The following is a 19,879-nucleotide window of genomic DNA, read 5'->3' on the forward strand; positions in this document are numbered from 1 at the left end:
TCTTAGTTTTTCTTATTTGAGTTATTGGCTGCCCCATAGGCAAACTTAACATAAATGGCCAGACTAACCAAAAGGGCAGACACCCCGCTAGCCAAATAGATCGCATAGATGATCTTGTTGGGGGCACTGATGCTAAACTTGAAGACCAGCATTAAGGCCTCAATGGCTAGGGCGATGATGATCGAACCCAAAAAACGGATCATCGTGCGGTGGATGGCGTGGTGGCTATCCCCGCTGTTTTTGCCCAGCACCTCTTCCTCAAAAATGGCTTTGACCAAATCGACTGTGGCTAGGGCTAGGGTGAGCAAAACAATGGGGTGGAAAACTTCTTTGACATCAAAACTATCAAAGTGTGCTAGCGCATTGGTCAGACTTGAAATGCTCTTGACAAAAAGCAACAGAGACACCAGACCCAATGTAACCGAGATGGCAAAATACATCACCACGCTACCCTCAGCAAAAACATTGTAGTACTTAGAAGAAGAGTTTAATGACAGCGCGACACGCAAGGGAATGTGCATACACACCACAAAAAATAATTCGTTTTGGTTGTTGTAAATGGGATAGGCTGCCGTTACCACCAGCCCGCGGTTATTGCGTGTAGGATAGGGGTTGGTCAAAATACAGCGTTTTTCTTGCACGGCCTCATAAAAATAGCCTCGCTCCAAAGAGTTTTCCGCAAAACTACTTTTGATCTTGCCCTCACGATCAATTAAATTCCCATTCATGTCCAAGATAAAAATGTCCTCTTTGATCCGCACCTCTTGCTTGATGCGTTCCATAGCAATTTGGACATATTTGAGCGTGGGTTCTTTGAGGTAATTTTTGATATTTTGAGTCAAAAGATAGGAAACATAGGCATAAAGCTCGTTTTTGACTTTGGCATACTCGGCAATGTCTTTAGATAGCATCATTGGTCCTCATCAATTCTAGTTGTTTTTGCAGTTGCACCTCTAAATCTTGTAAGCTCTTTTGATAAAGTCGATTGAGCCCCTCTATGATAGCATTATTGTAACTTTGGTTGGGTCCGCCCCTCTCATTGGGATCGCTATCAATGGGATTAGCCTTTAAAATGGGCTCGTGGATAGTTTGGGCGATGATCTGGCAGATAGGCCCCTCACACACTTTAAAATGTGCCTGAATCTCTAGCATGCGCAATACTCTTGCTGGCTCCAAATAGTCATTCTGGGTGGCTTTTAACATTGCTTTAATGGCTTTGAGATCGGAGGGTGTATTTTGGAAGGCAAAATGAATTGTGCCGGTGATCGTAGCTTGTAGGGCACTTGGGTTTTTGTTGGGGTTTTTCTTAGTGGGCAAAATCACTTGATAGCCACTATTATCCAAAACCTTAGCAATCCCTTCTTGAAGGCCTTTGGCATAGCGTTTTTGGTAGTATTTGGGGAGGAATTCACGCGAAAACACCACTTGGGCAGGTGCAACTACCAAGCTACCCAAATCGGGTTTGTTTTTAACAGGAGCACTTTTATAGGTGAAATTCAAATATGGGAGGGTGAAAACATCGTTTTTACAGCCCACCAAAAACGCACCCAATAAAACAACCCGCCACCACATGCACTCTCCTATCCAACAATTTCCTATTATAGCATAGTCTTAAGAAGTTTGGAGCTCCCCCTCCTCTAGGGCATAGATATGGCTAGCAATCTCCAAACTGGACTCGTTATGCGAGATCATCAAAATGAGGCGGTTATGTCTGAGGTCATAAATGGTCTGCTTGATTCCCTCTTGAGTGGCGTGATCGAGGGCTGAGGTGGCTTCATCAAAAATGAGCACGCTAGCATCCCTATAGAGGGCGCGCGCGATAGCAATCCTTTGGCGTTGCCCCCCGCTCAAATTGGTGCCAAATTCCTCTAAAGTGCCCTCTATTCCGCCTAAATGCTCCACGAACTCTAAGGCCTGCGCTTGTTCTAGGCATTTGGTAACTCTGTTGGTATCAATCTCCAAACCATAGGCGACATTTTCCGCCACCGATCCGCTGAAGATAAAGACCTTTTGGGTTACAATGCCAATTTGCGCTCTTAAGCTCTTTTGTTGCAAATCTTGCAAAGGGGTGTTATTAATCGTAATTTGTCCGCTTGTGGGCTCATAGAGGCGTAAAATGAGATTGACTAGCGAGCTTTTACCACTCCCACTCTTGCCCTTGAAGGCAATAATCTGCCCCTTTTGCAAATCAAGGTTAATATTTTGCAAGGCAAATTGATTGGGCAAATAAGTTAAACTCACCCCTTGAAATACAATGCGTTCAATGGGTTCTTTTAATTCTTGATGGCCATCTTGAATAGCGGGTACACGCTCCAAGATTTCATAAATCCTATCTCCAGCTACTAAGGCTTCTTGGAAATTAGAAACGATCCTAACAAGGCGTTTAATGGGTGTGTAAAGCATAAAAAGAGCGGTGATAAAGGAGAAAAATGCCCCCACGCTAATATGCCCCTTGATCACCTCCAACCCGCCTAGATAAATCACTAGGGCGATGGCGATGGAACCTAAAAACTCCATTAAGGGGCTGGAGATTTCGGCGTATTTGATTCCATTGAGGCTGATTTGGAAAAAGCGTTGGTTTTCTTTTTTGAACGCTTGCAATTCTAGGTTTTCGCCATTGGAGGTTTTGATCACCTCGATACTGTGGAAAATCTCAGATAATCTAGCCGTCATGCTAGCATTGCTCTCTTGATTTGCTTTGGAGAGTCTTTTGACCTTTTTGATGATCTTGCTTAAGGGGAAGGCGGCTAAGGGCATGATCACAAGCCCTACAAGGGCTAATTTGGGGCTTTGATAGATCACCACGCTAATTAAGCCTATAATGGTGAGGGCTTCTCTAATGCTCTCGGCTAGGTAATTAGACAAACTAGCACGCACTAAGGCGATATCGTTTGTGATGCGCGCGATGAGTTCGCCCTTTTGGGTGCGGTTGAAAAACCCCAACTCCATTTGGAGCAGGTGTTCAAGCATGTGGTTACGCAATTTCTTAACAATGTCTAACCCAATGTAGTTGGTAAAATAGGTCTGCAAATAAATCCCCCCACTCTTGCCTAAATACGCCACAATCACCAAAAAGGGCAAAATGGTGAGCATATGCACATCTTTTTTAATGAAGATGTCATCTAAGGTCGGCTTGACTAGATAAGTCCCCCACGCCGTGCTAGCTGCCACCACCACAGAAGAGAGCAACACCACAACAAAAGCCTTGTAGTGCCCTTTTACATAGGGGTAAAAACGCTTTAAGAAAACTTTCAAAAATTAGCCTAATTCGTAGCCCGCATCTAAAATCGCCTCTTTAATGTCCTCTGGGCTAGCTGGAGCATGGTAATTGACCTTCACTTCTTTGTTTGCCAAATTCACCTCAATTTGGCTCACCCCCTCTAACTCCCCAACAAACTTCTCGATCTTATCCACACAATGCTGGCATGTCATGCCCTCTACCTTAATGCTAATCTCTTGCATGTTATCCTCTAATTTTTAAATGCGCGCCTCTAAGCCGTTGGGCGTTGAGAACTACGCTGACACTGCTCAAACTCATCGCCAAGCTAGCCAACATGGGGTTAAGCATGATCCCCAGTTTAAAGGCTACCCCACAAGCTAGCGGAATCGCCACGCTATTATAGCAAAAAGCCCAAAACAAATTTTGTTTGATATTGGCAATGGTGAGCGTGCTCAGCTTGATAGCACTGATCACCGATTGGATGTCATTATTGAAACTCACCACATCGGCCACCTCCAAGCTTGCATCGCTTCCCTTAGCCATCACTAGGGCGACATCGCTACGCGCTAGGCTGGGTGCATCATTCATCCCATCGCCCACCATCATCACCACTTCCCCCTGTGCCTTGAGTTGTTCGATAGCATAGAGCTTGTCCTGTGGTTTTGCCTGCGCTTGGTAGTGATCCATGCCTAACTCTTGGGCTAGAGTCGCCACATTTTGGGCGTGATCCCCGCTTAAAAGCATGGTTTTAGTGCCCATCGCTTTAAGCTGGTTGATATGCTCTTTGACTCCCTCTTTGAGTGTGTCCTCTAGCAAGATCACGCCTAAAATCTCTTGGGGCGTGCCCACAAAGACCTGAATACCGCTCATCTTGCTCTCAAAGGGACTGGGCAAACCAAAATATTCTAAACTCCCTACTAAAATCAAGCGATCCCCCACCCGTGCGCTAATGCCCAAACCCATTTGCACCTTGACCTCTTTGACCTCTTGCAGGCTAATGCCCTGATCCTTAGCATAAGCCACAATGCCCTTGGCGATGACATGTTCGCTTTGTGCCTCCAAACTGGCACACAATCCTAGCAATTCTAGGATATCTAAGCCCTCCTTAGCAATCACCTCTTTAACCATGGGTTGCCCTAGTGTGAGGGTGCCGGTTTTATCAAAAACTACACAGCTCACACTGCGCGCCTTTTCCAAAGCTTGGGCATCTTTAAAAAAGAGCCCTAGTAGGCTAGCCTCTTTGTTAGCTACTAAAATGGACATCGGCGTTGCTAATCCCAATGCGCAAGGACAAGAGATCACCAGCACGCTAATAAACACTTCCAAAGCGTGCGCAAAATCTCCCAAAGCTAGCCACACTAAAAAGGATACACCAGCAATTCCCATTACAGTGGGTACAAAAACTCCAGCCACTTTATCTGCTAAGCGCGCAATCTGTGCCTTAGAGCCTTGTGCGTTGTTGATGAGTTCTAAAATCTTGCTTAAGGTGCTTTGTGCGTTGGTGCGCGTGGCTTGAATCAAAAAAGAAGTGGTGGTGTTGAGCGTGCCCGAAAAAACGGGCATGCCCACATTTTTATAAACCGGCAGGCTCTCCCCTGTCAGCATGGACTCATCAATCTCGCCCTCGCCCTCTGTGATGATTCCATCTATAGGGATATAGCTCCCGGGTAAAACTTTAAGCACATCGCCCACTTGAATCGCATCAATTAAGACCTCGACACTCTCCTGCCCCTGCACTTTAATGGCGGTGGGGCTTTGGTGGCTGATTAAGGCCTGCATTGCCTGCAGGGCTTTATCTTTTGAGGCGTTTTCAATGCGCTTGCCTATCATCACAAAAACCACAATCACACACACACTCTCAAAGTAATAGCCCTCCAAAGGCACATGGTGGTAGGCTTTAAAGAGTAAGAACAAACTATAGAGCAGGGCACTGGTTGTCCCAATGGCGATCAAGCTATCCATGTTGGGCTGGCGCGCAAAGAGCGTGCTAAAGCCCTTGAGATAAAAATCCCTCCCCATGTGCATGACCCCTAAAGTTAAGATCAGTTGCACCAATCCATTATAAAAAGGGTTTTGCAAGGTCTGGGGGAGGGGGAGAAATGGTGCTAGCATGGACAAACAAAGCACGCACCCACTTAAAAGAATTGCGCTAACCAATTTTTTATTGGGCGTTAAAAAAGGCGCGTTTTGGGAGGACTTCTCTAGTTTTGATTTGGGCGTGTAGCCCAACTTTTCAATTTGCTTGAAAATATCCTCTAGGCTGGCTTGACTCTCATCATAGAGCACAAAGGCTTTTTTGCTGATCAAATCCACCCCGATCTCTTGGATGAACTTTTTACGCCCTAAAGATCGCTCAATCCCACTAGAACACGAACTACAAGTCATGCCCTCAATGTAAAAATGCGCGCGTTTCATCGGTGCTTAAAAATAATTTTTACCATCAAAACAAGCCAGCGGATAATCCCATAAAACAGATAGCAGAACATAAAAGTGCCCAAGACCTCTAGAGGGCGCACGAAGAGCAAGAGCAAGAAAAAGACAAGCAAAACAAAGAGCTTCAAATTCCATTGCACTTTTTTAAAATTGGGGTAGCGGATATTGCTCACCATCATCACACCCAAGAACACAATGTAGATTAAAAAAAACTTCCCCCAACCCTCTTTCAAAATACCATACTTGGTATCAATGAGGACACCTAACACCACCAACACTGCCGCGCTAGGGATGGGAATGCCGATGAAAGAATAGGGATCGGTGGTTTGGGTGGTTACATTGAAACGCGCCAAACGGATCGCCCCAAAGATCACAAATAGGGCACAAGCTGCCATGCCCCAACGCCCATAAAAATGCCCGGCATAGAAGTAGGCAATCAGACTTGGTGCTACCCCAAAAGCCACGACATCAGCTAGGGAGTCAAATTCTAGCCCAAACTTGCTCGTGGTGTTGGTTAGCCTCGCAATACGCCCATCCAGCCCATCTAATACCAAACTGCCCACAACTAGCCAACACGCCATCACAAAGCTCCCCCTAGAGGCATAAAGAATACTCATCATGCCCAAAAAAATACTGCTAGCCGTAAAGAGATTGGGGAAGAGATAGAGAGGCTTAATAGGCATTAGCGTACATCAGCTTGCATGTTCTTCTAAGGGCACCAAACGGGTTTGTAAATTATTTGCCGATTCGTATTCAGCGATGATCTCTCTAACCCGCTCACCCGTGATCACTTCTTTTTCAAAGAGTTCGCTCACCATCACCTCAATGGCATCCTTATAATCGCTCAAGGTCTGTTTCACATGGCTATAGCGTTCTTCTAGCAGGTTTTTAATGAAGCTGTCCATCTCTTCGGCCATTTTTTCACTAAACTCCCTAGGACTCCCAAAGCCCCCCCCTAAAAAGGAATTGCGCTGTTTTTCTAGTACCATCAGCCCGCTCACATCGCTCATCCCATAGTAGCTCACCATGCCCTTGATGATGTCCGTGGCGCGTTCTAAATCATTGCTCGCCCCCGTGGAGATCTCTTGTAAAAACACCTCTTCAGCCGCCCGCCCCCCCAGCAACACATCAATTTCAGCGATCAGCTCGTGCTTTTGCATGAGATATTTATTTTCTTCTGGGGTGTTGAGCGTATAGCCTAGGGCTGCCATCCCTCTTGGGATGATGGAAACCTTATTGACGCGTGCCGAGCCCTTGGTCATCTCCGAGATGACTGCATGCCCGCTTTCGTGATAGGCGACAATCTTTTTTTCTTTGGGCGAAATGCGCCGACTCTTTTTCTCTAGCCCCGCAATGCCCCGCTCTACCGCCTCTTTTAAGTGCTGTTGTTTGACTTCTTTTTGGTTGTTGCGCCCAGCCAACAAGGCGGCTTCGTTGATGATATTGGCCAAATCCGCCCCGGCTAATCCGGCGGTGAGCTTGGCGATCTCTTGCAAATCCACATCATTAGCCAATTTAACGGGCTTGATATGCACCTTTAAAATCTCCACCCGTCCGTTAAAATCCGGTTTATCCACCAACACTTGGCGATCAAAGCGCCCGGGTCTTAAGAGGGCGGGGTCTAAAATTTCGGGGCGGTTTGTGGCGGCTAGCACAATCACGGGCGCGTTTTCTGAACCAAAGCCATCCATTTCGGCTAAAAGCTGGTTAAGGGTTTGCTCTCTTTCATCATTCCCACTCACCATACCCCCCGCCGCGCGGCTCTTGCCAATGGCATCGATCTCATCAATGAAGATAATACTGGGGGCTTCTTTTTTGGCGATGTCAAAGAGATCGCGCACCCGACTCGCCCCCAAGCCTACAAACATTTCAATGAAGCTACTGCCCCCCATAGAAAAGAAAGGCACGCTCGCCTCTCCGGCCACCGCTTTAGCTAAGAGAGTTTTGCCCGTGCCAGGGGGTCCCACTAACAACACGCCCTTAGGGATTTTTGCCCCCAAAGAAGCGTAGCGATCGGGATATTTTAAGAAATCTACGATTTCTACAACCTCCTCTTTAGCCTCCTCATTACCTGCCATGTCGTTAAAGCGCACTTTGGGCTTTTCGGCGTTGATGAGTTTCTTAGAACTCCCCATGCCAAAAATCCCCCCGCCCATGTTCTTTTGCATGCGGCTTGCCATAAACATCCATAGCCCTAAGATCACCAACACAGGTAAGAGCCAGCCTAAGATGTCTGTAAAGAAATTAGACTCACTGAAACCGGAATAATTGATTTTTTGCGCGTCCAAGAGGGGCACTAAAGAGAGATCGGGCACGCGTTTGGCGACATAGATGATCTTGCTATTGCCCTCTTTGCTAGTGGCCTTGATGAGGGTTTGCCCAATGCTCACGCTATCGACTTCTTTTTTCTCAATGAGTTCTTTCATCTCGTGATAGCTAATGTTCTTGGTGCTCGTAGAGAGAAAGCGATCGCCAAAGCCCTCATCGCTATTCATCACGCGCATGGCGATGATGGCAACCACAACAAATAAAATCACAAGTAATAAGGGATTTTGCAAGAGCGGTTTTTTAGAATTGGGATCGCCCGGTCCTTTGTTATTGTTCTCCATAGAAGTTCCTTAAATTGATTTCATCAGCTAGGTTTAGCTCTCAAAGACAAGCTCACCCATTCATTTTCGATCTTTTTTTCTAATAGCTCAAAACCCTGTGTGTAGCACTCTAAAACAGCATGTGTATGCTGGTCTAAAATGCCCGATAAAAAAAGCAAGGTATCCGCATGGCTGGCTTGCCACACAGAAGGGTAGAGCCCTAGGATCACATCGGCTACAATGTTGATGGCGATGAGATCATAGGGCACTGCATCTTGCTTTAAAGAGCCTTGCCAAATACGCCCGATGTTAAGATGGTTGCGCGCAAAATTCTTTTGGGCTTGCTCAATGGCTAAAGGGTCGGTATCGCACAAATGCACGCATGCCCCCAAATTGGCTAAAGCCAAACCTAAAATCCCGCTCCCACAGCCCACATCTAAGGCTAACTTGCCCTTAAAAGTCTTTGCTGGCATGCTAGAAAAACTCTCTAAGAGCATGCGCGTGCTTTCATGGTGTCCTGTCCCAAAGGCAAGGCTGGGATCGATTGTCAAAACCTTTAGGGGCGTATCTGTTGGGGGTATCCAACTGGGCGTGACGTAAAATTGCCCGCAAGTGATAGGTTGGATACTTTGTTGGTAGGCACTGATCCAATCTAAATTGGGGTGGGTGCTGGTATGGTAGTAAAAACCAACTGGCAGGTCTTGATCGCCTAAGGTCTGGCAAAACCCCTCAAGGCCTTGGAGCAAGGCACTAGGTTCCTGATCTGAATAGACAATATAGGCAACATGGGGTACAACATGGGCTTGCCTACCCCCACCGATGTATCGGTAGGGGTGATCGCCCAAATTAGACACGCAATCTTCCTCGATAGCTTCTTGCGTAAAATCTAATAAAAAATCTGCAAATAAATCGGGATAGGCAGTGGGTAAAATGAGAGTTTTGAAGTAAAAACCTGTTTGCACGCCTCTAATCCGCCAAACCTCGCTTAGTCATTGGTCCCCAAGACTACCTCTAATTTCTCCTTTAAAACTTGTGGTGTAAAAGGCTTGACAATATAGTTATTCACCCCCGCCTTCAAAGCGGTGATGACCTCCGCCTTGCCCCCCTCTGTGGTGATCATGATAATAGGTAGGTCTTTAAAACGCCCATCAGAGCGTACCTTTTTCACCAAGTCCAGTCCATTCATCTCGGGCATGTTCCAATCCGTGATGAGCACACCTGTGGTGTCGTTGCTATCCAACTTCCCCCAAGCTTCCACCCCGTGCTCGGCTTCCATGATGTCCTCATAGCCCAAACGCTGGAGGGTATTTCTAATGATTCGGCGCATTGTGGAACTATCATCTACAACTAATATTTTCAATCTTTCTCCTTAAATCGCTCGCTTTGCCACCACAAGCATAGCCCCTATTCTAGCATATTTAATTACGTGCCTATCTTAAACTGAGGTTTAAAAGCGCACGAAAGGCTCAATCTGTTATGATAACGCTTTTGTAAGGAAAGCGATGCGTCTAATAGAAAATACACCCCTAAAAGATGTGGTGGCAGATGAAAGTGTGGTGGTGTGCCAACCCTGTAATCTCTATGGGTGTCATTTAAAAGAACATGTTTTTGTGGGTCCTTTTTGTGAGATTCAAAAAGGCGTGGTAGTAGGAGCACACAGCCGTATCCAAAGCCATACTTTTATCTGTTCGTGCGTGCAGATTGGGGCATTTTGTTTTATCGGGCATGGGGTGGTCTTCACCAATGATCTCTTTAAAGAGGGTTGCCCTAACCCCAATCCCCAATCATGGAAAGAAACCCGCATTGGCGATCATGTCAGCATTGGCTCGAATGCGACCATCTTACCCGTGCAAATTTGTAGCCATGTGGTGATTGGGGCTGGGAGCGTGGTAACTAAGAACATCACCACTAGCGGGATTTATGCGGGCAATCCAGCTAGATTGTTACGCTTGCTTTAAGATGTTCCAAATAGCCTTGATCGGATATGGCTATTGGGGTCAAAAAATCGCGCGCCATTTGGGGCGTTTCACCCTCAAAACCATTTGCGATACCTCTTTGGATCGCTTGCAAGAAGCCCAAAGAGACTTTAAAGATGTGCAGGTTACGCCCTCTATTGCTACAGTGTTGGGCGATCCAGAAATCCAAGCCGTGTTGATCATCACCCCAGTAAATACGCATTACGCCCTAGCCAAACAAGCCCTTTTGGCTAACAAACATGTTTTTGTGGAAAAGCCTTTGGGAGCATGTCTAGTGCAAGCCCAAGAACTCTACACCCTAGCCAAACAACGGCAAAAAATCCTACACTGCGATCTGACCTTTATCTACTCTGCACCCATCCGTTGGATTCAAGAAAATCTGGGCATGCTGGGTGATGTCCTTAGCATCACCTCCCGCCGTTTGGGGGGCATTTGCCGTGAGGATACCAATATCCTTTACGATCTAGGTTTGCATGACCTAAGCATCCTCTCTTTTTTCTACCCCAATGCCCTCTGTGCTGTAACGCATCCCACACTCCACCAAACCAGCCACCCAAGCCACCCCACCCCAACCAGCACCTATTTAAATTTCTACTTGCCCACACCCAAACCAACCCCCGTCTCTATTAATCTCTCTTGGCTCTCCCCCTTTAAAGTGCGCGATATGCTCATCATGGGTACACAAAACACCCTCTATTACAACGATAATGCCCCCAATCCTATCGCCCTCTACCCCACCACACTAACCCCCCAACAACCCTCCCCCCACCACCCCCCATTAAACCCCTCTAGTGCTTTGTCAAATTGTTTGGAGAGTTTTTATGAGGGCATTTTAAACACCACCCCCTGCCCCCAACAAGAACGCATTATTTTAGACGCACTGGGGTTTTTAGAAGAAATAGAGGGCGCGTGCCCCAGTTAGGATTTTTGGTGCCCTAACAACAAGTCCATCTGTGCCTCATAGCCATAATAGCCCAACATCTCGTAGAGCTCTTCTCTAGTTTGCATATGCGGGATTTGATCTTTTTGCGTGCCCTTGTACTTGAGATCGGCATACACGCTTAAAGCCACTTTATTCATGGCTCTAAAGGCACTCAAAGGATAAAGCACCATAGCCACCCCTACACTCTTAAGCTCCTCCAAGCCAAACATCGGAGTTAGCCCAAACTCGGTAATGTTGGCCAGCAACGGCACGCTTAAAGCTTGGCTAAAGGCGTGGTATTCCTCTAGGTTTTGCAAGGCCTCTGCAAAGATTGCATCTACACCCGTTTTAGCATAGCTTAAAGCACGCTCAATAGCCGATTCTAACCCCTCTTTAGCCCGTGCGTCTGTGCGGGCGATGAGATAAAAGCTAGGGTCTATTTTTCTAGCCTCAAGGGCAACATGCAAGCGATCGCACATCTCTTGGGTTTCTACAATCTCTTTATTGGGGCGATGACCGCAACGCTTGGCCCCGACTTGATCCTCTAGGTGCATCCCAGCAGCACCATTTCTGATCAGCTCTATTACGCAACGCCCAATATTCAAAGCGTGCCCAAATCCAGTATCGGCATCCACAATTAAGGGCGTGGGGCAGATAGCACAAATGCGGCGTACATCGATACAGACTTCCTCCAAATTGGTCATGCCCAAATCTGGCAAGCCATAAGAAGCATTGGCCACACCTGCCCCTGAGAGATAAAGGGCTTTATGCCCCACCTTTGTAGCCTGCAAGGCTTGGTAAGCATTGATCGTGCCCACAATTTGCAAGGGCTTGTTTTGTGCTAGAGCCTCTCTAAATCTTTGACCAGCTGTCATGCTCGCTCCTTAGACCAATGAAAAAAGATCGCTAAATTGGTTAAAATCCATCTGTTCAAAAGCATTTTCGTTAAAAACAACTTCTTCAATGTGGCTAGCACGCTTAGGGCTAAAGACCTCCCTTAGGGCTAGCTTGAATTTTTGATACAACAAGGGCACGCCCTCATCGCGTCTAAAACGATGCCCGATGGGGTATTTGATTTCGATTTTTTGGGTGTGGCTCCCATCTTTAAAAAAGACTTGCACCGCATTGGCAATAGCGCGCTTACTAGGCTCTAAATACTCCCGCGTGTATGTGTCATCAACCTGCACTTCACTTAAATCTCTTAGCCGATCGATACGTGGATCAGCTGCACTCTCATCGCTATAGGATTGGGCATTCAAATTGCCATAGATGAGCGCATAGGCAACCATGTATTGGATGCAATGATCGCGATCGGCGTAATTATGCAACGCCCCAATCTTGTTGATGATGCGTTGTGCGCTCTCTTGGGTGGTGATGACAATTTTACTAATATCCTCTAGCCGTCCCTTGAGATCATCATGTAGGCTCAAAGCGCATTCAACGGCGGTTTGGGCGTGGAATTCAGCTGGAAAAGAGATTTTAAAGAGCACATTTTCCATCACATAGCTCCCTAGTGCTTGGGGCAAATGTAATTTTTCTTGATTGTGTGTCTGTTGCTTCATATAGACATCTTGAAAGCCCCAATATTGCGCGCTCAAAGCTGAAGGGTAGCCCATTTCGCCCTGAAGGGCTTTAAGAGCTAAATCCACGCCCCGCGCACTGGCATCCCCTGCTGCCCACGACTTGCGTGATCCCGTGTTGGGCGCATGGCGGTAACAACGCAAGCTACCCCCATCTATAAAGGCATTAGAGAGCGCATTACGCACCTCATCAAAACTCCCCCCTAATAGCCCAGTAGCCACCGCACTACTGGCCACCCGCACCAACAACACATGGTCTAAGCCTTCGGTATTAAAACAATTCTCTAAGGCTAAAATCCCCTGAATCTCATGGGCTTTAATCATGGCGGTTAAAATGTGCTTGACCTGTAAGGGTTTTTTATTTTGGGCTAAATACAAACGGCTCAAATAATCCCCCAGTGCCCAAATCGCGCCCAAATTATCCGATGGGTGTCCCCATTCGGCCGCTAGCCAAGTGTCATTAAAATCCAGCCAACGCACCATGCATGAGATATTAAAAGCCGCACGCACGGGTTCAAGCTGGTAGGCTGTGCCCAACACCTTAGCCCCTAAGGGCCTAAAATCAGCCCCCGGGACACTAGGACCTAGTAACTTGGTGCATTCGGGGTATTTGAGTGCCATTAAAGCGCAGGCAATGGAGTCAAGCAAGCAAAGCCGCGCACTCTGGTAGGCTAGAGATGAAGTGATTGGGTGATCCACCACATAATGCGCGATCTCTGAGAATAAAGGATCAAACTCGGGCCTTTTGGTGTCTAAAGTTCCCATATTGGACATGGTATCTCCTCAAATGTTTGGCACATTATAAGATGTTTGGACTAATTGGGCTCTTTAAAAAGGGCTTGCCCGATACGCACCATATTAGCCCCGTAACTAATGGCGATCTCAAAATCTCCACTCATCCCCATAGATAGGATAGAGGCTTGGGGAAGCTTATCAAAAATATCTTTGGCACTTTGGAAGGCGCGCTCAATTTGACGGGTGTCTTCTGTTTGGGGTCCAATCACCATGATCCCTTGCAACTCAATTAGTGGGCAGGTCTGTTTAATTTGCTGGTAGGTCTCTAGGGTACGCTCGGGACGCACCCCGCTTTTAGATTCTTCTAAAGAAACATTGACTTGTAAAAGGGCTTTGAGCTTGTAGGGGCTACGCGCTTGGATTTCTTGGGCAAGGGCTAAAGAGTGGAGACTATGGAGTAAAAAGGGCTTGAGAGCGAGCATTTTATTAATTTTATTGCTCTGCAAACTGCCTAACATGTGCCATTCTAGGGGCAAATCTGCTAGATGTTCTGACTTGGCTTGCAAATCTTGGATTTTATTTTCCCCAAAGGCGCGTTGCCCGCACGCATACAGGTCAGCAATTTGCTTGGCACTGGCATATTTAGAGACGGCGATGAGCTGGACGATATGGTGTCGGCTATAAGCCAAACGGGCTTTTTCAATGCGGCTGATGATTTGATCCAAGTTTTTAGCAAAATCCATGGCAAACCTTTAAGTGCTAGGTGAGTTGAAAATGTGATAATGCTTGTAAAGCGGGTCATCTAAAGGGGGGATGAGTTTCTGGGCGCACAATTTTTCTAGAACGCTCAAGTTGCAATCGGTCTCTTGTGGCCACTCTTTGGGGTGGTTATCTAATGCGTTTTTATCTGTCCCATCAATGAGCAACAACCCCTCATGGATACACACATCGCGTTTAGCATCGATGTTATTCACCACGCGCCACAAGAGCATGTAGGGGTTATTCAGATCGTTTTTGCACGCATCAACAAATACCAAAACAGACACAAAGGGGCTTAAAAGGCTACACGCCTTAGCCACGGGTAAAAGGGTGCGCCTCTTTTGCACGCCCACAACCGCGATCGGGTTTTTGGTGTGTGTCCCATATTGCTTTAAGATTTGTGCTTCGGGCATTGCCTCTTGGATTTTGGCTAATAAAACACTATCTTTAAGGATACTGGGGGTGTTCTCACTGGGTTTGGTGGCATCAATGCCTAATTTGCCCCCAAAGGCGTAAGTGGGGCTAGCATGATCGAGTGCATCGCAAATGCCCTCGGTGATGATGACAGATTGCAAATTGAGGTGGTTTAAGATGTGTTCGGTGATTTTGGGGTAATCCTCTAGGCTGGGCGCATTAGGACCTACAAAGATCGCATGTTTGGCAAAACTCATCTGCCCTGTGCCCCAAAAATGGTGCATGATTTGGCTAGCATGCCCGGGGTAGCTGGGTTTGATTTTGGCTAAGATCAAATTGTGGAAAACCCCATTTTCGGGCATGTGATAATCAAGTAGCCCATGCGCGCTTTTTTGGAGCAAGGGCAAAAAGAGTCGTTCGGTGAAATAACCTAAGTATTTATCCTCTAAGGGGGGTTTGCCCACCACGCTAGCTAGATACACCGCATTAGGCTTGGTGGCGATCGCGCTCACTTCCAGCACGGGGTAGGGTTCTTTGGGGGTGTAAAAGCCTGTGTGATCGCCAAAAGGTCCCTCAAGGCGCAATTCCTCTACATCGACCCAGCCCTCAATGATGATCCCACAATCATGGGGGATGGCAATGGGATTGGTGCGCGATCTTATCAGTTGGGCGCGTTTTTTTCTGATCAGTCCATAGAGCAATAACTCAAATAAGCCATAGGGCAGGGGGGCTTGGGCACACCATGTGTAGAGCGCATCGCCCCCAATGGCGATACTCACGGGCATTTTCACCCGTGCATGGCGGTATTCATGAAAAAAGTGATTAGCATCCTTGTGGATTTGCCAATGCAATCCTAGATGGTTGCGATCATAGACTTGTAGGCGGTACATGCCTAAATTTTTCTTGCTACCATCCAAGCTTTGGGTGTAAATTTGGGCGAGCGTGATAAAAGGACCGCCATCCTTTTCCCAAGTGGTGAGGATGGGCAGATCGTAGAGATTGACCTGATCACCCATTTTGTAAGTGTGGGTATCAGCGGACTTGGTGATCTTGGGGGCAAGGTGTCTGAGCGTGCTGATATTTTTGAGCCAATGCCAAGTGTCTTTGAGGTTTTGGGGTTTTTGCAGGCTTAAAAGGGTCTCTAGGCGCGCACAATATGTTTTAATAGGCTCTTGGATAATGTGCTCTAGGCGCGCTTGCGATCCAAAGAGATTCATTAAGATCGGCATATCAAACTGCTTGGAGTGCTTGGCACTCACTGGATTGGTGAATAAAAGGGCTTGCCCGCCTTGGGGCTTTTTGGCTTCAATATAGGCGGTATGTGGGATTTCTAGCTCAATGTCTAGGGGCGTGGAGATGACCCGCAATTCATTACGGGCTTTGAGTTTGTTGATAAGAGCTTGCACCTAGATTGAAACCACATTCACGCCCAAACAATGTGGGATTGTTTGCAACTTGGCTAAAATTTCGGGGTTGATGGGATCATCCACTACGATCAAGGCTAAGGCTTCTTTGTGGTTATTGCGCCCCAATCTAAAATCGGCGATATTGATGTTGTGTTCGGCTAGAGTTTGCCCCACATTCCCAATCACCCCGGGTCTGTCCTCATTTTTAAATAAAATCATGTTGCCTTGTGGCTTGACATCCATTTCAAAGCCATTAATGTTGGTGATCTTGAGCAGATCGTTGGCAAAGACACTCCCGCTCACTTGCGTGGTCTGGTGGGGCGTGCTTAATTGCAAGGTAACTAAGTTGGTGTAGGGCGTGGCATCTTCTAAAATCTTGGTGTTTAGGGCAATATGGCGCTCTTTGGCTAAAAAGGGGGCATTGATATAATTGACCTTATCGCTCAAAGAGGGTTTGAGTAAGCCTACAAGGGCAGCACTGAGCAAAGAGGGCGCGTATTCCTTGATGGGACCGGCTAAAGTAAGCTCTAGGGAACTAAAAGCCCCCTTGTTGATTTGGGAGGACAAAAAACCCAATTTTTGGGTGAGCTCTAGGTAGGGCTTGGCATAGCTAGCCATTTGCCCCTCTTGGATGGGTAAGTTGAGCGCATTAGGATAAGCACTCCCCCTTAGAGCATCCACCACAGCCTTAGCCGCCTGCAGGGCAATTTGTTCTTGGGATTCCCAAGTGTTAGCCCCAATGTGGGGGGTAACATAGACATTATCGAGTTCTAAAAGCGGGTTGGCAGTGCCGGGCTCTTTGCTAAAGACATCTAGCCCTAACCAGCGCACTTTTTTGGATTTGAGTGCCTCATATAAGGCTTCTTCATTATAAAGCCCACCCCGTGCGCAATTAATCAAGATCACGCCCTCTTTCATTTGAGCGATCTGTTCGTAATCAATGATATTGATCGTTTCCTTGTTCTTGGGCGTGTGGATGGTAATCACATCACAAGCCAAAATGTCTTTAAAATCTGCCGTGTAAGACACCCCTAGGTCGGTGGCTTTGGACTTGTGGATATAGGGATCGTAGGTGATCACCTCCATACCAAAGGCTAAAGCGCGCGCGCCCACGCGCGATCCGATGTTGCCAAAGCCGATGATGCCTAACTTCTTGCCATAAAGCTCGCTCCCATACCAATCCTCACGTTGCCAAAGCCTATCATGTTTGAGTTGGGCATTCGCGCTGGGTAAATAACGCACGGCATTGAGCATGTGTGCCATGGTGAGCTCCACAGCAGCAATGGTGTTAGCCGTAGGGACATTCATCACCACAATCCCTTTTTGGGAGCACAGATCAATATCCACATTATCCACGCCCACGCCCGCGCGCACCAGCACTTTTAAATCTTTAGCATGTGCGAGCATAGTTGCATGGATGGGGGTCATGCTTCTGGTGATGAGTCCTGCAACACCCTTGAGGGCTAGGGGGAGATCGCTTTTAGGCATTTGGGAATAGTCCAAAATTTGGATGTCTTTTTGCTCGCTAAGTAAAGTGATGCCCTTGGGGTGGATGGGATCACAGATGGCAATTTGCATGGATTTCCTTTAGTTGGGATCAGTCAAAGCGGTAAGGGATTTTGTAGTAATGCAACTCATCCAAGAGAGCTTTAGATGAGGTGCGGGGCAAATACACGATAATGGTCGTGCCACGCGCTTGTTTGTCTAGTGCAAAATCGACATGCGCTTCTCTTAAGATCTCATGCAAACAAAACGACTTGTAAGCGTCTAAATTGCGGATGAGCAATTTTTGGGAGTGTGAGCCACCTAAAAACTCGACTCCCACGCGCTTTTCTAGTACTGGGTAAGCAAAATCGGGTTCTGAGATTACGGAGACATCGCTTTGTGGAGCAACGGGCACATCAGCTAAGTCGGGCAAGGACAATTTAGGGGTACTCTTAGGCTCAATTTTGGGAGGGCGTTGCATGAACAAACCCCGCCCCACATAGGCGATTAGAGCAAGCGCAAAGAAAAGCAAGATCAACAAAACAAGCGAGCGGACCTTTGCAATTTTCATCAATCAAGTTAGAACTTACCTGAGATTTTATCTCCTAAGGTCATCTTGTCATCCCCAGCATTAAAAGCTTGTAACTGCTCTCTCTCTTTTTTACGCTCTAAACGGCGCACAGAGGCACGGACTTTGTTATTGGCTTTTTCGATTGCCACAACCACGCTGGTGATCAAATCACCAATCTTGATCTCTTCTTTTTTAAGCGGGGGTAAATCCTCGCTCTTGATCAAGACATCGATTCCATCGACATTGACAAACACACCGAAATCCTTAATATTCACCACCGCACCTTGAACCACATCCCCGACCTTATACTTTTGGCTAAAAGTTTCCACAGGGGAAGGCTGGGCAAATTTCATCTCCAAAGAGATTTTCTCATTCTCCTTATTGATCTTCAAAATCTTAACCTGCACCACATCGCCTATCTTGAAGTGATCCTTGCACTTTTTGTCTTGTTCCCAAAAAGCATCTTTATTGTGCAAGAGTCCATCTACACCCCCAAAATTGAGGAATGCACCAAAATCGGTTAAGGTCGCCACCTTGCCCTCAATCAAATCCCCCACGCGGTGTTTGGAGACAAATTCATTGAAGGGTTTATCAGAAAGCTGTTTTAAAGACACGCGCAAACGGCGGTTTGCGCTGTCAATTTCAATGATTTTGACATCAATCTCTTGGTTGAGTTCTAGGTAGTCTTGAGGATGCTTGACATTTTTATTCCAAGAGATCTCAGAGATGTGCAAAAAGCCTTCAATGTCGTTCCCAATATCCACAAACACGCCATAATTTTCAATGCTACTGACCACGACTTTAATGGCATAACCCACTTTAAGTTTGGTTTGAATCTCATGCCATGGATCCTCCATGGTGGCTTTAATAGAGAGGGAGAGGCGTTTTTTTTCTTCATCATAGGCGAGGGCTTTAACCTGCACCCCATCGCCCTCTTTGTAGTGCTTACTTGGATTGGCTGAACCGCGGTGGCTAATCTCTGTGTAATGCACCAACCCTTCTACGCCATCTACCTCCACAAACACGCCAAAGTTAGTAACACTTTTCACCACCCCATTATAAATCTCTTGGGATTCGACCAGTCTCTTAGAAACCTCATGCTGGTGTTTGCTATAAACATCATAAAAACGTTTTCTAGAAACACTGATCAAGCCACGCTCGGGGTCTATGGAAGTGATACAAACCTTGAGCCGTTTGCCCAAATGGTTTTCCCCACGCTTAAGGGAAGACTGCGCTTTAGAAAGAGAGTATTCTACACCCTCGCGATCCACAAGGACATACCCCCCTTTGTTTTCGCGCACAACCTCGCCCTCGATCATCTTGTCCCTATAGTCCTCCCCCAAGGCTTGGATTTTTTCTTGTGCTTTCCCAAAAGCTAGAGCCTTTCTATAAGAAACACTAACCCGCTCACCCTTATGCGACACATAAACCGGGATTGTATCTTCTAGGTTAAAGAGCAACCCTCCTTGTGCATCTAAAATCTCCTCTAAAGAAAGTCTACCCTCTGTTTTGCCCCCAACACTCACCATGGCATAGCCCTCTTGCTCGTTGATCGAAACAACCACACCCTCTTTCACACCCCCCTTTTGTTCCGACTCATCCTCTCCGTGCATGTACTCCTTCATGTATTCTCTGAATTCTTCAGACTCGCTCCGACTCTCTAAGGACTCCAATTCTTTACTCATCACAACCTTCTCTAGGGTATTATTTAGCCTATTTTAGCTTTTGTTTCCTTATAATTACTAAAAAGGCACAAAGCAAACTCTCTGTTAAGCTCTTGTTGCGTGCTC

18 protein-coding genes are annotated in these 19,879 nt (G+C 46.8%); 2 read left to right on the plus strand and 16 right to left on the minus strand.

Annotation, left to right across the window (positions count from 1 at the left end):
• Nucleotides 1–2: 2 nt before the first annotated feature.
• The 9 genes from FNE76_RS01060 to FNE76_RS01100 are packed head-to-tail and all read right to left on the minus strand — an operon-like array spanning nt 3 to nt 9,601.
• Complete coding sequence (locus FNE76_RS01060) at nt 3–911, minus strand: PDC sensor domain-containing protein (protein WP_120947806.1); 909 nt, start codon at nt 909–911, stop codon at nt 3–5.
• A complete protein-coding gene (locus FNE76_RS01065) occupies nt 901–1,572 on the minus strand; it encodes a hypothetical protein (RefSeq protein WP_120947807.1) in 672 nt (223 codons plus the stop codon). Before FNE76_RS01065 ends, FNE76_RS01060 begins: the two co-directional genes overlap by 11 nt.
• Nucleotides 1,573–1,611: 39 nt before the next feature.
• Nucleotides 1,612–3,255, minus strand: a complete 1,644-nt coding sequence (locus FNE76_RS01070) for an ABC transporter ATP-binding protein (protein ID WP_120947808.1) — start codon at nt 3,253–3,255, stop codon at nt 1,612–1,614.
• Nucleotides 3,256–3,258: 3 nt separating this feature from the next.
• Nucleotides 3,259–3,462, minus strand: a complete 204-nt coding sequence (gene copP / locus FNE76_RS01075; protein WP_120947809.1) for a copper-binding metallochaperone CopP — start codon at nt 3,460–3,462, stop codon at nt 3,259–3,261.
• Nucleotide 3,463: 1 nt separating this feature from the next.
• Nucleotides 3,464–5,635 (minus strand): heavy metal translocating P-type ATPase, encoded by a 2,172-nt coding sequence (locus FNE76_RS01080; RefSeq protein WP_120947810.1) that lies wholly within the window; start codon nt 5,633–5,635, stop codon nt 3,464–3,466.
• Nucleotides 5,632–6,336: a CDP-diacylglycerol--serine O-phosphatidyltransferase gene (gene pssA, locus FNE76_RS01085; RefSeq protein WP_120947811.1), complete on the minus strand. Its 705-nt coding sequence runs from the start codon at nt 6,334–6,336 to the stop codon at nt 5,632–5,634. The genes FNE76_RS01080 and pssA overlap by 4 nt, the downstream gene beginning before the upstream one ends.
• A gap of 9 nt (nt 6,337–6,345) precedes the next feature.
• Nucleotides 6,346–8,262 carry an ATP-dependent zinc metalloprotease FtsH gene (gene ftsH, locus FNE76_RS01090; protein WP_120955664.1) on the minus strand — a complete coding sequence of 639 codons (1,917 nt, stop codon included), beginning with the start codon at nt 8,260–8,262 and terminating at the stop codon, nt 6,346–6,348.
• A gap of 23 nt (nt 8,263–8,285) precedes the next feature.
• The gene (gene prmA / locus FNE76_RS01095) at nt 8,286–9,203 is read right to left on the minus strand and encodes a 50S ribosomal protein L11 methyltransferase (RefSeq protein WP_120947813.1); all 918 of its coding nucleotides are present in this window, start codon (nt 9,201–9,203) and stop codon (nt 8,286–8,288) included.
• A 23-nt stretch (nt 9,204–9,226) separates the two neighbouring features.
• Nucleotides 9,227–9,601 (minus strand): chemotaxis response regulator CheY, encoded by a 375-nt coding sequence (locus tag FNE76_RS01100; protein ID WP_006017263.1) that lies wholly within the window; start codon nt 9,599–9,601, stop codon nt 9,227–9,229.
• Nucleotides 9,602–9,743: 142 nt separating this feature from the next.
• On the opposite strand from FNE76_RS01100, the gene FNE76_RS01105 reads away from it, so the two are divergent.
• Together FNE76_RS01105 and FNE76_RS01110 are read left to right on the plus strand one after the other, a co-directional pair.
• The gene (locus tag FNE76_RS01105) at nt 9,744–10,199 is read left to right on the plus strand and encodes an acyltransferase (RefSeq protein WP_120947814.1); all 456 of its coding nucleotides are present in this window, start codon (nt 9,744–9,746) and stop codon (nt 10,197–10,199) included.
• Nucleotides 10,162–11,139 (plus strand): Gfo/Idh/MocA family protein, encoded by a 978-nt coding sequence (locus FNE76_RS01110; protein WP_143928341.1) that lies wholly within the window; start codon nt 10,162–10,164, stop codon nt 11,137–11,139. Before FNE76_RS01105 ends, FNE76_RS01110 begins: the two co-directional genes overlap by 38 nt.
• On the opposite strand, the gene prpB is transcribed toward FNE76_RS01110, so the two are convergent.
• From prpB to FNE76_RS01145, 7 genes are read right to left on the minus strand one after another with little or no spacing between them, the layout of a single operon-like run.
• Nucleotides 11,136–12,014, minus strand: a complete 879-nt coding sequence (gene prpB, locus FNE76_RS01115; protein ID WP_120948288.1) for a methylisocitrate lyase — start codon at nt 12,012–12,014, stop codon at nt 11,136–11,138. The genes FNE76_RS01110 and prpB overlap by 4 nt on opposite strands.
• A 9-nt stretch (nt 12,015–12,023) precedes the next feature.
• Entirely contained in the window at nt 12,024–13,493 is a 1,470-nt protein-coding gene (gene prpD, locus FNE76_RS01120) for a 2-methylcitrate dehydratase (RefSeq protein ID WP_120948289.1), read from the minus strand.
• A gap of 41 nt (nt 13,494–13,534) precedes the next feature.
• Nucleotides 13,535–14,197 (minus strand): YggS family pyridoxal phosphate-dependent enzyme, encoded by a 663-nt coding sequence (locus tag FNE76_RS01125; protein ID WP_120948290.1) that lies wholly within the window; start codon nt 14,195–14,197, stop codon nt 13,535–13,537.
• A 9-nt stretch (nt 14,198–14,206) separates the two neighbouring features.
• The gene (locus FNE76_RS01130) at nt 14,207–16,033 is read right to left on the minus strand and encodes a menaquinone biosynthesis decarboxylase (protein WP_120948291.1); all 1,827 of its coding nucleotides are present in this window, start codon (nt 16,031–16,033) and stop codon (nt 14,207–14,209) included.
• Nucleotides 16,034–17,611, minus strand: a complete 1,578-nt coding sequence (serA, locus tag FNE76_RS01135; RefSeq protein ID WP_120948292.1) for a phosphoglycerate dehydrogenase — start codon at nt 17,609–17,611, stop codon at nt 16,034–16,036.
• 19 nt (nt 17,612–17,630) lie between these two features.
• Entirely contained in the window at nt 17,631–18,089 is a 459-nt protein-coding gene (locus FNE76_RS01140) for a hypothetical protein (RefSeq protein ID WP_235852255.1), read from the minus strand.
• Nucleotides 18,090–18,097: 8 nt separating this feature from the next.
• The gene (locus tag FNE76_RS01145; protein ID WP_120948293.1) at nt 18,098–19,774 is read right to left on the minus strand and encodes a 30S ribosomal protein S1; all 1,677 of its coding nucleotides are present in this window, start codon (nt 19,772–19,774) and stop codon (nt 18,098–18,100) included.
• Nucleotides 19,775–19,879 lie beyond the last annotated feature (105 nt).

It is taken from the genome of Helicobacter mehlei (assembly GCF_007280785.1).
GTDB lineage: Bacteria > Campylobacterota > Campylobacteria > Campylobacterales > Helicobacteraceae > Helicobacter > Helicobacter mehlei.

Bases quoted from the DNA above. Each gene is read 5' to 3' on its own strand.
- pssA (WP_120947811.1), bottom strand. From the start codon at position 6,336: ATGCCTATTAAGCCTCTCTATCTCTTCCCCAATCTCTTTACGGCTAGC.
- FNE76_RS01125 (WP_120948290.1), bottom strand. From the start codon at position 14,197: ATGGATTTTGCTAAAAACTTGGATCAAATCATCAGCCGCATTGAAAAA.
- FNE76_RS01080 (WP_120947810.1), bottom strand. From the start codon at position 5,635: ATGAAACGCGCGCATTTTTACATTGAGGGCATGACTTGTAGTTCGTGT.
- FNE76_RS01060 (WP_120947806.1), bottom strand. From the start codon at position 911: ATGCTATCTAAAGACATTGCCGAGTATGCCAAAGTCAAAAACGAGCTT.
- FNE76_RS01105 (WP_120947814.1), top strand. From the start codon at position 9,744: ATGCGTCTAATAGAAAATACACCCCTAAAAGATGTGGTGGCAGATGAA.
- FNE76_RS01110 (WP_143928341.1), top strand. From the start codon at position 10,162: ATGCGGGCAATCCAGCTAGATTGTTACGCTTGCTTTAAGATGTTCCAA.
- copP (WP_120947809.1), bottom strand. From the start codon at position 3,462: ATGCAAGAGATTAGCATTAAGGTAGAGGGCATGACATGCCAGCATTGT.
- FNE76_RS01140 (WP_235852255.1), bottom strand. From the start codon at position 18,089: ATGAAAATTGCAAAGGTCCGCTCGCTTGTTTTGTTGATCTTGCTTTTC.
- prpB (WP_120948288.1), bottom strand. From the start codon at position 12,014: ATGACAGCTGGTCAAAGATTTAGAGAGGCTCTAGCACAAAACAAGCCC.
- serA (WP_120948292.1), bottom strand. From the start codon at position 17,611: ATGCAAATTGCCATCTGTGATCCCATCCACCCCAAGGGCATCACTTTA.
- prpD (WP_120948289.1), bottom strand. From the start codon at position 13,493: ATGTCCAATATGGGAACTTTAGACACCAAAAGGCCCGAGTTTGATCCT.
- FNE76_RS01065 (WP_120947807.1), bottom strand. From the start codon at position 1,572: ATGTGGTGGCGGGTTGTTTTATTGGGTGCGTTTTTGGTGGGCTGTAAA.
- FNE76_RS01145 (WP_120948293.1), bottom strand. From the start codon at position 19,774: ATGAGTAAAGAATTGGAGTCCTTAGAGAGTCGGAGCGAGTCTGAAGAA.
- ftsH (WP_120955664.1), bottom strand. From the start codon at position 8,262: ATGGAGAACAATAACAAAGGACCGGGCGATCCCAATTCTAAAAAACCG.